Origin of the sequence: Providencia huaxiensis (assembly GCF_002843235.3) — a bacterium.
Taxonomy (GTDB): Bacteria; Pseudomonadota; Gammaproteobacteria; order Enterobacterales; family Enterobacteriaceae; genus Providencia; species Providencia huaxiensis.
Map to the genome: position 1 here is coordinate 1,506,643 of NZ_CP031123.2, position 14,192 is coordinate 1,520,834.

12 protein-coding genes are annotated in these 14,192 nt (G+C 37.5%); 7 read left to right on the forward strand and 5 right to left on the reverse strand.

The genetic code is table 11. The features are described from left to right. Window positions 1-22: 22 nt before the first annotated feature. The gene (locus CYG50_RS08610) at window positions 23-1,201 is read left to right on the forward strand and encodes an MFS transporter (RefSeq protein ID WP_102140318.1); all 1,179 of its coding nucleotides are present in this window, start codon (window positions 23-25) and stop codon (window positions 1,199-1,201) included. A 163-nt stretch (window positions 1,202-1,364) separates the two neighbouring features. After that, window positions 1,365-2,444, forward strand: coding sequence for a bifunctional DNA-binding transcriptional regulator/O6-methylguanine-DNA methyltransferase Ada (ada, locus tag CYG50_RS08615; RefSeq protein WP_375373111.1), 1,080 nt, complete (start codon window positions 1,365-1,367; stop codon window positions 2,442-2,444). 259 nt (window positions 2,445-2,703) lie between these two features. On the opposite strand, the gene CYG50_RS22910 is transcribed toward ada, so the two are convergent. After that, on the reverse strand, window positions 2,704-2,841 hold the full coding sequence (locus tag CYG50_RS22910; RefSeq protein WP_168222838.1) for a hypothetical protein: 138 nt from the start codon (window positions 2,839-2,841) through the stop codon (window positions 2,704-2,706). 152 nt (window positions 2,842-2,993) lie between these two features. Between CYG50_RS22910 and CYG50_RS08620 the strand changes: the two genes are divergently transcribed. The 3 genes from CYG50_RS08620 to CYG50_RS08630 all read left to right on the forward strand — a co-directional run bounded on the left by CYG50_RS08620 (window position 2,994) and on the right by CYG50_RS08630 (window position 6,044). Continuing rightward, entirely contained in the window at window positions 2,994-3,620 is a 627-nt protein-coding gene (locus CYG50_RS08620; RefSeq protein ID WP_238706839.1) for a GntR family transcriptional regulator, read from the forward strand. A gap of 32 nt (window positions 3,621-3,652) precedes the next feature. After that, window positions 3,653-5,184 (forward strand): IS3 family transposase gene (locus tag CYG50_RS08625; RefSeq protein WP_374189495.1). Its coding sequence is split into 2 segments (ribosomal slippage): window positions 3,653-4,115 and window positions 4,115-5,184, totalling 1,533 coding nucleotides; the frame shifts between segments, so codons are not numbered across the junction. Window positions 5,185-5,204: 20 nt separating this feature from the next. After that, a complete protein-coding gene (locus CYG50_RS08630; RefSeq protein WP_238706840.1) occupies window positions 5,205-6,044 on the forward strand; it encodes an aminotransferase-like domain-containing protein in 840 nt (279 codons plus the stop codon). 54 nt (window positions 6,045-6,098) lie between these two features. Here the strand turns inward: CYG50_RS08630 and CYG50_RS08635 are convergent, their stop codons facing one another. After that, complete coding sequence (locus CYG50_RS08635) at window positions 6,099-7,343, reverse strand: MFS transporter (protein ID WP_102138535.1); 1,245 nt, start codon at window positions 7,341-7,343, stop codon at window positions 6,099-6,101. 530 nt (window positions 7,344-7,873) lie between these two features. Here CYG50_RS08635 and CYG50_RS08640 point away from each other — a divergent pair. Next, the gene (locus tag CYG50_RS08640) at window positions 7,874-9,025 is read left to right on the forward strand and encodes an MFS transporter (RefSeq protein WP_102138536.1); all 1,152 of its coding nucleotides are present in this window, start codon (window positions 7,874-7,876) and stop codon (window positions 9,023-9,025) included. 52 nt (window positions 9,026-9,077) lie between these two features. Here CYG50_RS08640 and ydeE read toward each other — a convergent pair whose 3' ends face one another. Both ydeE and CYG50_RS08650 read right to left on the reverse strand, forming a co-directional pair. Further along, window positions 9,078-10,265 carry an efflux MFS transporter YdeE gene (ydeE, locus tag CYG50_RS08645; RefSeq protein ID WP_102138537.1) on the reverse strand — a complete coding sequence of 396 codons (1,188 nt, stop codon included), beginning with the start codon at window positions 10,263-10,265 and terminating at the stop codon, window positions 9,078-9,080. A gap of 281 nt (window positions 10,266-10,546) precedes the next feature. Further along, a complete protein-coding gene (locus CYG50_RS08650) occupies window positions 10,547-11,344 on the reverse strand; it encodes a helix-turn-helix transcriptional regulator (RefSeq protein ID WP_102138538.1) in 798 nt (265 codons plus the stop codon). 98 nt (window positions 11,345-11,442) lie between these two features. Between CYG50_RS08650 and CYG50_RS08655 the strand changes: the two genes are divergently transcribed. After that, window positions 11,443-12,852, forward strand: a complete 1,410-nt coding sequence (locus tag CYG50_RS08655) for an MFS transporter (RefSeq protein WP_102138539.1) — start codon at window positions 11,443-11,445, stop codon at window positions 12,850-12,852. A 38-nt stretch (window positions 12,853-12,890) separates the two neighbouring features. Here CYG50_RS08655 and CYG50_RS08660 read toward each other — a convergent pair whose 3' ends face one another. After that, window positions 12,891-14,048 carry an iron-containing alcohol dehydrogenase gene (locus CYG50_RS08660; RefSeq protein ID WP_102138540.1) on the reverse strand — a complete coding sequence of 386 codons (1,158 nt, stop codon included), beginning with the start codon at window positions 14,046-14,048 and terminating at the stop codon, window positions 12,891-12,893. Between the last annotated feature and the right edge of the window lie 144 nt (window positions 14,049-14,192).

Genomic DNA, 14,192 nt, shown 5'->3' on the forward strand with positions numbered 1-14,192 from the left:
ATTATTTCAATAAGGTTTTTATATGAGAATTAACACGGCATTACTAGCATTAGCAATAGGGGCTTTTGCTATTGGAGCAACAGAGTTTTCGCCAATGGGAATGCTTCCTTATATTGCTGATAATATACAAGAAAGTATTCCATCTGTGGGTGTGATAGTGGTTATTTATGCCCTTGGCGTTATGGTTGGCGCTCCTATTATGACACTATTATTGGTAAAAAAGCGGCCTAAAGTAGCACTAGTATTTTTGATGTCGATCTTCACTGTTGGGAATGTATTATCGGCAATGTCACCTGATTTAGTGACACTGTCACTTTCACGATTCGTGACGAGTTTGAATCATGGCGCATTTTTTGGATTAGGTGCAATTGTTGCGGCAAGTGTGGTTCCTCCGGGGAAACAAGCAAGTGCAATAGCGGCTATGTTTATGGGGCTAACAATAGCCAATATCGGAGGAGTACCTCTGATGACGAAATTAACACAAGTTGTGGGATGGAGGCAGGCATTTTATTTAATTTCAATTTTAGGCATTCTGACGATTATTAGTTTAATTTGGGCTTTACCAAGTAACCTAATGGGGACAAAAGTAAATGTAAAAAGTGAATTGCGTATTTTACGTCGCCCTCAAGTCCTGTTAGGCATGTTATCTACTGTCTTAGGTGCAAGTGCAATGTTTACGCTGTATACCTATATTACACCAATGTTAATGAGTTTTATTCAGGCTTCAGACCAAATGATCACGATGATGTTAGTGATTATTGGTGTAGGTTTTACTATTGGTAACTATATTGGTGGATTATTTGCAGATAAGTCGCTCTTTGGCACTTTAATAATATTTTTCATTATGTTGGCATTAAGTATGGCTATATTCCCATTTATTGCGATAAATGCTTTTGGTGCGGGTGTCGGCCTAATGATATGGAGTATTTTTAGTTTTGGTATTGTACCACCAATTCAAATGTTAGTTATGAATGCAGCTACAGGGGCTCAAGCCTTAGCTTCTTCCGTTAATATTGGGGCATTTAATTTAGGAAATGCTATAGGTGCAGCAATTGGAGGGGTAGTTTTATCCTACGGGTATAGCTATTCAATGATTAGTTTTATGGGAGCACTCGTTGCTGTTTTAGGTATTTTGGTTATTCTGGTTTCTTTTCGCAAAAAATCCGATATTAAAGTAGAAGCTGAAATTGCATATGACTAATTTAATTACATTTATTCAACTGATGATTATCATAAAGTTACAGTTCAATAAATTAAAAGGATTATCGCACTGGATAAATACAATCTGAATTAAAAAGCAATGTTCGGAGTTTTTTGGTACTGAAATTTGCCATAATTAATGTAATTATCTAGCGGAGGGTGGCATGATGACAGCTAAAAATTTGTGGAAAACACCGGAACAGAGATGGCAAGCGGTAATTGAACGAAATAAAGCCGCAGATGGTCATTTTATTTACGGTGTAAAAACATCAGCTATTTATTGCCATCCTTCTGCGGCTGGGCGTTTACCAAATAGAAATAACGTTGAATTTTTCGATAGTGAACAGCAAGCGATTAAACAAGGCTATCGTGCTGGAAAACGTTTTCGAGCAGAAAATTCACGATTAGCCCAATTTTACCAAGAACAAATTGAAAAAGCTTGCCGTTATATTGAACTGCAGGAGCAAGCGGTGAGTCTGGCAAGTTTAGCTGATTATATTGGTATGAGCCGTTACCATTTACATCGTTTATTTAAAGCACAAACCGGGTTAACCCCAAAGGCATACGGGGATGCTTTTCGCCACAAAGCATTGCAACGACAGCTCCAAGAAAAAAAACGAATAACTGACGCTATTTATGATGCGGGTTATCAATCAAATAGTCGCTTTTATGAAGCTTCATCTAAACGATTAGGTATGACACCAAGTGAATGGAAATCAGGTGGCGGTGGTAATAAAATTTATTTTGCTCTTGCAGTTTGCTCATTGGGGACACTACTCGTTGCACAAAGTCCGATAGGTGTTTGTGCTATTTTATTAGGGGATGACCCTGAGCAGTTATTGAATAATTTACAGGATAAATTCCCAAAAGCAGAGCTGATTGGAGGAGATGACGGTTTTGAACAACTGGTAGCTCAGATAGTGGGTTTTATCGAGGCACCTGAAATTGGTTTAAATTTACCATTAGACATTCAAGGTACTGCATTTCAACAGCGCGTCTGGCAAGCTTTACGAAATATTCCATTAGGAGAAACGGTAAGCTACAGAGATATTGCAGAGAAAATTGGCAAGCCTAGTGCAGTCAGAGCGGTAGCTAATGCCTGTGGTGCAAATATGTTAGCTGTCGCTATTCCGTGTCATCGAGTGGTTAGAAGTAATGGTGATCTTTCAGGCTATCGTTGGGGCATTGATCGAAAACAAGCGCTATTGCTAAAAGAAGCCCAGTATAAGGCAGATAATAGTTAATGATAGCTAAGAAAATCATGGGTGGCCATAGTTTTCATATCATTATGTCTAATAAATTACTTTAGCTAGAATATTTAAGATTAACAGCACCAATATTAATATATAATGGGTGCTGTATTAGTAAATACAATATGATATCTAAAACTAAAATATTATTTTTAGAAGTAGCTATTTTCATTTATTGATATGTGAAAAACCCATTACAAACCCATTAAAAACTATCCAGGTAATATGTTTTTTTATACGGTTGATAATAATGCTATATTTTTTGTCCTTTATATTTTTCACGTCTTTTTTCTCGAATAAAAGTATTTGCTTTCTTAAATATCCAAACAATAGGTTGTAATAAGATGAATTTAGGGTGTGGCTTTCCTCTTGTGTTTTTTTCATATTCCATAAATATTCCTAATAAAGTACGAATTTATATTTAGAATTGCATGGCGAACATTTTTAAAAAAGTGACAGATTTGTTTTTTTGCAAAATACAGATCAAATTCAGTCATTTTTGTATTACATTATCCTTATGGGAAAATGAGAAGGGTTTATAATGTGTTACTGTACAAACAAATAGCACAAGAACTACAGGAAAAAATTAAACAAGGTGAGTTTCTTAGCGGTGAAAAGATGCCGTCAGTGAGGGATATTGGGCGCACTCATCAAGTCAGCATCACTACTGCACAACTCGCGTACCGTGAGCTGGAACGTTTACAACTGATTTATGCAGTACCTAAATCAGGGTATTTTGTGATACCAGAAAAAACAGAAGCTCTTTTGCCTAAAGTGGCAAATTATATTCAAAAACCTGTCCAAGTTGCTCAATGGAATCCAACAATGGATTTTCTGCGTGTATCTGAGCGGCATGGTGTGACATCATTATCTTGTGCCGTCCCTAATATAGAAGATAAAAGTTTAGAGCCACTATGGCAAGAAATGACCATGGTTGCACGTCGTAAACTTTCCCTAACTCTGGAATATGATAGCTTGCAAGGGCTAGCGTCCTTAAGAGAACAAATTCATTTAATTTCCGATGATAGTCATCTGTTTACGCCTGATGATATTGTGACCACGACGAGTGGTCATCAATCATTATCAATCGCTTTGCAAGCGTGTACACAAGGTAATGATGTTATTGCAGTCCCCCTGTGTCAGGATAGTTGTCGCCTCAGTTTTTCATAAAAATATAACAGGGAGCGGTAAGTTAGATATTAGTGAAGCATTATCCTGAAGATCATAAGAAAGCCATCATTAGAAAGCTGGTTGAAAGTGGCTTATCATTACGCCAATTCGCAAAGCTAGAAAGTATCAACTTATCTACTTTGTATTCATGGCGAGATAAGTATTTAAAAGCAGGTTCTAGTTTGGCTGATAGCAATAGTTCAGATGGTTGGTCACCAGAGCAAAAGTTCTCAATTGTTTTAGAAACAGCAGCATTGAGCGAAATTGAGTTAAGTGAGTATTGCCGTGAAAAAGGGCTTTACCCTGAGCAAGTTAAAGAATGGAAGCGAAGCTGCATTGCAGGCAATCAAACTAAAGCCCAGCAACGTAAGCAATTAACCCAAGAGCGAAAGGATGATCGTAAGCGGATTAAAGAGTTAGAAAGAGAGTTAAAGCGCAAAGATGCTGCGCTTGCTGAAACGGCAGCGTTGTTGGTGCTCAGAAAAAAGTTAAATGCCTACTGGGGGGAAGACGAGGACAATTAACCTCACTCACAGATAGGCAGCATTACGCATCTCTGATTGATGAAGCAGTCGGCTCAGGTGCTAGAAAAGAGAAAGCCTGTGAAGAAGTTGGTATGTCTGTACGCACATTACAACGCTGGCAGGAAAGCGGTGAAATCAGTGGTGACAAAAGACCTACAGCTGATAGGCCAGAACCGAGTAACAAGCTCACTGAGGAAGAGCAGCAAGCGATATTAGCTACCTGTAACCAAGAAGAATACGCCAATTTAGGGCCAAGTCAGATAGTGCCAATGCTGGCAGATAACGGGCAATATCTCGCGTCTGAATCGAGCTTTTATCGTGTGTTGAAAGCCAATGACCAGCTAGCCCATCGAGGTAAAGCAAAACCTAAAGGTAGCCGAGCTAAACCTAAGGGGTACACAGCGACAGCGCCAAACCAAGTGTGGACTTGGGATATTAGTTACTGCCCGTCAACGGTCATTGGTCGGTTCTTCTACCTCTACATGATAATCGACATCTTCAGCCGTAAGGTTGTCGGGTGGGAAGTTCATGACAGTGAATCAGGTGAACATGCTGCCCAATTGCTTGAGCGCACGCTCTGGTCTGAGAAATGCGTTAAAAAAGACGTGGTATTGCATTCAGATAACGGTAGCCCGATGAAATGTTTGACGATGCAAGCCAAAATGCTTGATATGGGTGTCATTGGCTCTCGTAGCCGCCCCGGTGTCAGCAATGATAATCCGTACTCAGAATCATTGTTCCGCACGGTCAAATACAGTCACCGCTGGCCAAGCGAAGGCTTTAAAAGCCTTGAAGATGCAAGAGCTTGGATGAAAGGCTTCGCTCAATGGTACAACACTGAGCACAGGCATAGTCGCATCAAATTCGTGACACCAGCGCAACGCCATAATGGTGAAGATAAAGCGATATTGGCAAGACGCCATGAGCTATATACCAAAGCGCAAAAAAAGAACCCTAACCGCTGGTCAAAGGGTATTAGAAACTGGGAGGAAATCGGTGATGTGAAATTAAACCCAGAGAACAAAAAAGAAGCTGCTTAACAGCTCAGGCGACAACTACCTTGAAAAACGCCGCAGTTGAATCGCCAACATTTCCAGGATTGTTACAAACGTTGTATGGCTTAGGTCGGAAAATTATTGAAATTCCTATTGACCCTGAAACTGGAATAGACCTCGATAGGCTAGAGGAAGCATTCGAACGCTGGGAAGTAAAAGCAGTTGTTGTGACGCCGAGTTGCAATAACCCAATGGGCTGTATCATGCCTGATAATAACAAACAACGTTTATTGAATATTGTTGAAAAACATCATGGAACAGTCATTGAAAATGATTGCCTCGCAGGGTTGGCGTATCAGTATCCAAGGCCTTCGACAATACAATCGCTAGATAACAATGGACATGTGATTTTATGTAGTTCTTTTTCAAAAACGGTTGCACCAGGCACTCGTACGGGGTGGATAATCCCTGGGAGATATAAAGAGAAAGTTCTACATTTAAAATATTTATCGCACTGTTCTGGTGAGATTTTTATGCAGCAAGTTATGGCGAACTTCTTAAAGGAAGGGCATTATTTTTTGCATTTGCGCCGAATGAGACAGCATTATAGTGAACTACAATGCCAATATAAAGAGTTAGTTGAAACCCATTTTCCTGTTAATACTCGTATTTCGCGGCCACAAGGAGGATTTTCATTGTGGGTTGAACATCTACCGGTTGATAATCGTAAATTACTCGATATTCTACATCGTAATAAAGTCACTGTTCTAACCGGGGAACATTTCTCGACTGGTGGATGTTTCCTTAATCATTTACGAATAAATTACGCGCTTCCATTAATCGCAAGGCGACGCAATGCAATTAAAATATTAGGGGAAGCATTAAAAGTCACAAGTTTAAAATAATATAAAGCCCCTTATTCTGTAAATATGTCTAATGAATAAGGGGGCTATCAGTTGTTAAATAGTCGTTTTTGGTTGGCTATTTTTAGAATAAAACAAGTAAACCAAATAAATAAGAGTGAAGCTAGCCGTGTACCCCGTAAAAATCATCCAGAAAGTTTTCCAATCCACCACGCCATTGACCGTATTTAATTCGATAACCCAACCACATAATACAGCACCTAAAAAAGTACCAAAACCGTTAACTAATGTGGTGAATACTCCTTGAGCTGTTGATCTAAATTCGGGAGCAATTTCTTTTTCCAAAAATAGCGAGCCAGCGATATTAAAGAAATCAAATGCGCAGCCGTATACAACCATGGACAAAAATAAAGCGATGGTACCAATTACAGTGAAATCACCATAGGCAAATAAACCTAATCGTAAAATCCACGCAATCATACTCATGAATAAGATGGTTTCAATTTTGAACTTTTTGAGTAGCAGAGGTAAAAGCAAAATGAAGATGATTTCAGAAAATTGCGATATTGATAAAAAGATAGTGGGATATTCAGAAAAAATAGAGCCTCTAGCTTCGGGCATTAATGCCATATCTTGTAAGAAGGGGACGCCAAAGGTATTGGTAATTTGTAAGACAGATCCCAATAGCATGGCAAAAAATAAGAATACCGCTACTCTTCCTTTTTTAAATAGTAAAATAATATTTTGGCAACTAAAGCTGGATTTTTCTCCTTTTTTCTCAATTTTACAGCTCTGCGTTGAAATAAAGAATACAGAAAAAATACTGAGCACAACCGATGCAATTGCGCCGACATATAATTGATAAAAACTCATTTCCAATTTTAATAAGCTAATTGTCCACATAGCGACAATAAAGCCTACAGTACCGTAAACTCGTATTTTGGGGAAATAGACATCAGAATCGAGTTTCTTGGCACTCAACATTTCAAAAACAATGCTATTACAAACAGAAATAGTTGGCATATAAAACATTAGATGAACTAATGTCATAATAAATAGCAGGGTTATTGAATGACTATGAGCCATAGCGATTAAAAATACAGCAGAAATAATATGTGATGCAACGTAAACAAGCTTTCGGTTATTAATTTTATCTGCAATAAATCCGATGATAATTGGCGAACATAAAGCTGAAATGCCTAATGTACTAAAAATCAGACCAATTTCACCGCCTTTGAAGTGCAATGTATTGAAGAGATAAGACGCGAAAGTAACTAGCCATGATCCCCAGATAAAAAATTGTAGAAATGAAACAAATTTCAACCGAGTCGTGATATTCATGTTTATACACCTTCCGTTAGCTTAAACATGCTTTAATTTAATTATTAAATAAACTGTTCTTTTCAATTCATTTAATAACCAAGTATGGAAGCATCTATCTTGTTATTGTTTGTGCATTATAAAATAGCTAGTGAGAGTTTTTTTTGATATGGAGGCGGATAATCATCGATTAATAGCTGGAGTTAGCCTATTTATATAGGAGATATTACGTATTCAAACACATAGAAATAATAAAATTAGCTATTAATTCTTGTTTCTGTATTCAAAATATCTGAACAATAGATAATATTTATTTAACTTTTTCATAAGTTAGTTGAATTTAATTAACGTTTAAGGTTTAATGGCTGTCTCTTCACGTTTGTCTTCCAGTTTGCTGTCTCAACTAATTATCTCAATATTTCCAGTCGTTAAACATCACTTGCTCCCTAGCAACTCATTACCAAAAAACTCCCTCATTTTCTTAAAAAAACGCTATAACCTCAATCATAGCGATGATTGGGAAATTTAATGTATGTCAAAACGAGAATATTATGATCTCCACTCATTACTTACTGCTTTTATCTGCAGTAGCGGTATACCTTGTTGGCACCGCAGAATTCATGTTGTCGGCTATTATATCGCCGTTAGCAATTGTGTTTCATGTTCAGCCCGAACAGATTACTTGGCTGATATCGGCTTATGCTTTGGCCTATACCTTGGCTGCTCCTATTATTGGTTTCTTATCAGATAGAATTGACAGGCGTAAAATTGTGCTCACGGCTCTCTTGTTATTATCGCTCGACAGTTTAGCTATCATTTTTGCGCCTAATTTATTGATTGTTCTAGTTTTAAGGGGGCTCGGTGGATTGGCTTCTGCCTCACTTGTTCCCGTTATCTTTGCCCTTGTTGCTGATGTAATTAGTGAAAGTCAACAGGCTATAGCAATGGGGAGTATTATGATGGGAATGACAGTCGGTATTATTACAGGGCCTATCATTGCAGGGGTATTAGTTCAATATTTTGCTTGGTATGCTCCATTTGTATATACCGCAATAGGATGCTTATTGGTATTTATCATAGCGTTATTTACGCTACCGCACTCTCAAAAAACGATCGGAAGAAAATTATCTTTTAAAGCGATTAAGCACGTAGGTATTGTCAGATTCATATTAGCTAAAAGCATATGGAATGGCGTGTCGGTCTGTATGTTTTTGCTTGCAGGTGAAATATTAAGGCAACGATCCTACTTAGAAAGTGTGGAGGTCGGTAGCTTAATGGGATTATTTGGAATTGGGCTATTATGTGGTAATGGCTTAGTTACAAAAATTGAAAAAATTAAAGCATCAAATAATGCAAAACTCGTGGTTATTATTTTAATAATTATGGTTACGATTACCTTATTTCTCAGTGGGTGGCTTTCGTTAATTGGTTATGGATTATGCTTAACTATTTTAGGGGGGATGTTGGGTCTAGCATCACCGATAAGTACAGCAATGTTAGCAAGAAAAAGCGCAGAGAATAAAGGTTTTATTTTGTCTATATCCGAAAGTGTTAACAACTTGATTTTATTATCTGCATTACCAATCTTTTCTTTACTCTTTGCAAAAAATTATCTTAACGTTTCTATAATCTTGACTATTGTATTATTGAGCGCGGCTATTGTTTTAGTTTTTCCTTCTAGAGAAAGGGCAAAGAAACTATAGATAGGGTATTTTCTCCACTGAAAATAGTTTTTCGGTGGAGAAAATACGAGGGTCAGAAAACTAATAATTGTTTTTTTCTTAGACGCATTCCATTTAACATGGATAGCCAGGCTAAAAATGTAATAAACATAAGAATAATGAAAATAAAATAGGGTGGAAGTTCAGTTAGTACAACTCCTGTTAACATCGGATTAAATGCACCACCAAGTAGCCCTAGAGATTGAGCCGAAAAATAACTGGCCTTCATTCCGTCAGGGGCAATACTATCAATTAACATATATTCTCCAGGGGCATAGATTAACTCACCTAGAGTGAAAATAAAGGCGCCAAGAGCCCAAAGGTATAAATTTTCATGAGAATACATAAAGGTTGCCAATCCTAAAATGAAAAATAGGCTACCTAATGTCATTAATTTTCTTAAATTATCTGGAGTGATCCGTTTGCCGACCGTATATTGCAAAGTTACAACGACAATTGCATTCACAGGTAAAATAACGCCAATAACCACTTGGGCAAAGTCGCTGTTAGCAACGGTAATGGCATACTGCGATATCCAAGTCGTAAAAGTACCGAAAACTAATGAGCCTAAGAAGGTGGATAAAATAAACCATGCTAGGACTTGATCTCTTAGCATAGCGACAGGGTTCCATTTACGGATCTGGCCTTCTTCTAAAGGTATTGGTTTTATGCTTTGCACAAACCTCTGTATAAAGAATATAGGGAAAGCGGCAGAAATTGCAGCTAAATAGAATGGTAAGTTAATGCTATACATTAATAACCAAGTACCAATAGGTGGCCCAACGGTCCAACCTATATTAATGAATGTATAATTTAAGGAAAATATTTTTGCTTTTAATGCAACGGTAAGAGTATCTGCAAAATAGGCTTTTAGTACCGTTGAGAACACGGAATAAGAGCAATTTATTAGCGAAAAGAAAATAATGACGAGAATTGCATTATTAACGATAGGTATTGCAACAAACCCACAAATAAAGGCGATAACTGCAGATAACATGCAGCGTTTTTTGTCAACGCGGTCAGCTAGCATACCAAAGCCCATGCTAAATAAAACACCGACCACCATAGCCATTGACATTGCGACACCGACAATATCAATAGCCATTTTATATTCGCGGGTTAAGTAAATAGCCATAAAGGGCAATGTTGCACCACGCCCAATAGTTAAGAGCAGTGACGATGCAAGTAATGCACTGTTTGATATATTAAATTTAGATAACATGGCTCACAACCTAACTTATTAATTGTTGTTATATATTTGTTTCAAACTATCTGTAAGCTATAAAATACCTAAATTTACAGTGGTGAGATATGGTGATTAATGCTCAAAATTGAAAACGATATTTTGCTGATGCTAATGTACCATTTTCAATTAAATATCTGGAAATATGAAACACCGACAACCTAATTGAATGTTATATGCTAGTGAGTAATTCTACACAATAAAGGAAAAACTTTATTACTCAATTAGGTCAAAAAAGACTCTATCCTTAAAAAATAGCTTTAAAGTTTTTGCTTTTTTGGCATATAAACTAGAAGCCGATTTCCTTTGTCTATATCAAAAGTCAACGAAGTATAGTCATAGTGCTGAGTGCAGTTTTGGTAACTTATTTCACGAATTCCCGTACAAGGTTGATAAATTTCATGTTTATTCCATAAGGTATTAAAGTAATCTGATTTTGAGCTTAAGGTATTAACCAGTTTTTGAATGTGAGGGTTGTTTTTCGTCCGAGCATAGTCGCGTCGGAAACTGGCTAACAATTGTTGTGTGACAAGAGGCCAATTAGGAAAACGAGTTTGGTAGCGTTCATCCATAAACAGCAAATAGAGAAAATTACAATAGTAGGGCTCTGCGCTTGAAAAATGGAAGTATTTATCAGCCAATGCGTTAAAAGCAAGTACATCCCAGTGTAAGTTGAGAACATAACAAAGATAGTCTGAAGGAAAGTCATTTATCATTCGAGTTATTGCGGCAGGAACATGATGTTCAGTCTGGCCAGTCGCTGTGGGTTCTCTATTTTGTGTAAGTAAATAAAGGTGCTGTCGTTCAGCGCTATTTAATAGTAGAGCCTTCGAAAGGTTATCCAAAAATTGGTTAGAAACGCCAATATCTCTACCTTGTTCTAGCCATGTATACCAAGTTAGACCAACTCCAGCAAGAGCGGCGACTTCTTCACGCCGTAACCCCGAGGTTCTACGCCGAGTGCTTCTAGGTAAGCCGAGTTGTTCAGGTGAAACACTTTCACGTTTATTTTTAAGAAAATCAGCAAGTTCTGGACGAGTTCTTTGTCTATCTTTCATAGTCTATTGCTTTTAGTAATAGTATAAATGGTTAAATTGTATCAGGATAATTAAGCAATTATAGTCCTCGTTTCCTATATTGTCGAAATGAGAAACAGATGAACAAGCATCAAATTATTGCATTGGTGGTCTTATTACTAGCTGGTTTTGTGACAATTTTTGACTTATTTGTTGTTAATGTTGCAATTGTCAGTATTGAAAAATCATTAAATGCAAACTTAACGGAATTAACACTAATTATTGTTGGTTATGAACTAGCATTTGGTTTGTTATTGATAACAGGAGGGAGATTAGGAGACATATATGGAAAAAGAACATTGTATCGACTAGGTATGGTATTTTTTGTTATTTCATCTGCATTATGTGCGGTCGCTCCTACTGCGGGAATTCTAGTGCTCGCGCGTTGTATTCAAGGGTTATCTGCTGCTTTATTATTTCCACAAGTTTATTCCAGTATTCATGTGAATTTTGAAGGAGCACAAGCTAAAAAAGCGTTTGGTTATCTAGGTATGACATTAGGTCTTGCTGCCATCGCTGGGCAGGCTTTAGGGGGCTGGCTGATTACTATGAATGTTCTAGAATTGGGCTGGCGAATGATATTTTTAATTAATATCCCGATTGGTGCTGTAGCTATAGGGCTGTCCCATTACTTATATGAGGGGAAAAAACTGAGTGTTAATTTAGATTGGTATGGCGTTGTACTATCCAGTATAGGAATTGCTATGGTTCTGTTTCCTTTACTGATGTTGCCAATTTGGGGATGGACATGGCTCTGTAGTGGTTTATTACTCATGGGCAGTTTAATTCTGTTACTGTTTATTGTTTGGGAACGAAAGCTGGAACGCGCAAATAAAGTGCCATTATTGAGTATCCAGCTACTTTTTAATAAAGCTTATGTGATTGGTCTATTTACCGTTTTATGTGTTTATGCGACATCATCTGCCTTTCCTTTATTAACATCCATACTATTACAACGTGGGTTTGGCTTAACGCCGTTAGACTCTGGATTGATCTTTGTGCCCGCAAGTATCGGCTTTGTACTATCTTCATTATTAACGCCCAAATGGACTAATTGTTTAGGGGATAAGGTTATTGTGGGCGGGGCAATTGGCTATGGTTTGAGCTATTTGCTATTCATTGGATTACTGTTCATTGTTACTCCAACAACCAATCTAAATATTATTACGCCGGCATTATTTCTTATTGGGTTTACCCAAGGAATGATTATGACCCCTATGTTGAACTTAATTTTATCACGGGTTAATTCAACATTTTCAGGAATGGCATCAGGCGTTATGGCGACATTACAACAAGTCGGGGCTGCTTTAGGGGCAACAGTGGCTTCTGTTATTATGCAATATAGCTTATTGGCTTCTTCATACGAAAATGCTTTTCTGCAGTTAAAAGCATCTGTGATTAATAGCCTGTATTTCAATATGGTTATGGCATCATGTGCAGGACTATTATTATGGTGCTTAGTTAATAATAACAAAAAATTAAAAGTGTAGGGGAAAGGAGCAGTATCAATTGCTCCTTTAATATCAGATTACAGTGCAGCCGTATATACGCGACGGCTAACCACTAGGTCAATATCTTGGTGCTCGCCTAATTTCACCATATCGTGTGCAGCCAAGCTGTTGATTAATGGTTCAATAACATCTTGAGTCAGCTGGTAGTCACTAAAACGTGTGCCTACTTGCATTTTTTCAAAGAATGCTCGAGTTAACTCGATAGATTTTAATGCTTTCTCTTGCTCTGAACCAGATGTAATTCCCCAAACTCGTTCAGCATATTGTGCTAACTTAGCTTGTTTCTGTGGTAATCTTTCGGCCAACATAGATGGCAGAACAATAGCGAGTGTTTGTGCATGATCCAAACCATACAGCACAGTGATTTCATGGCCTAACATATGTGTAGACCAGTCTTGTGGAACACCAACACCGATTAAACCATTTAAAGCCAACGTAGCCGTCCACATTAAATTGGCACGAATATCATAATCTTTTGGTGTCTCAAGAGCTTTAGGGCCAATTTCTATTAATGTTTTTAATAAACCTTCTGCAAATGCATCTTGAACGTAGGCATTCACTGGATAAGTTAAATATTGTTCAATAACATGAACGAAAGCGTCAACAACGCCATTACTGATTTGGCGAGTCGGTAAAGTATAGGTTTTTACTGGGTCAAGAATAGAGAATTGAGGAAATACATGGTCGCTCATAAAAGCAAGTTTAGAATGCAGTTCTTCACGAGTGATCACAGAACCTTTGTTCATTTCAGAACCTGTAGCAGGTAATGTTAATACTGTACCAAAAGGCAGCGCAGTTTTTATGGTCGCACCTCTGTTTGTGACCACTTCCCATTTATCGCCTGGATAATTTACCGCAGCAGCGACAAATTTAACGCCATCAATGACGGAACCGCCACCCACAGCTAGTAAAAAATCAAAGCCTTCTTTTTCAATTTTATCGACAGCTTTGATCAAGGTTTCATAGCGAGGATTAGCCTCAATCCCACCAAAATGGTCGAATGTTCGAGACCCTAAAGCTTGCTCAACTTCGCTCAAGGTTCCTGTTTTTCTTGCACTTTCACCGCCAAATAAAATAAGAACCTTAGCATTTTTAGGGACAACTCTGTCAAGTTCGCTGATTTTACCTTCACCAAAAATGATACGAGTGGGGTTATAAAATTCGAAATTGTTCATATATGGCCCTCGTAGAAAGTAGAAGTGAATCTAAATAATTACATGCATATAATTACAAGTAAATATAATACAACCTAAATGATTGCACATCATATCGATTTAATGGTTTATATTTCAATAGAGAAATTATCTTGATCATTGTTA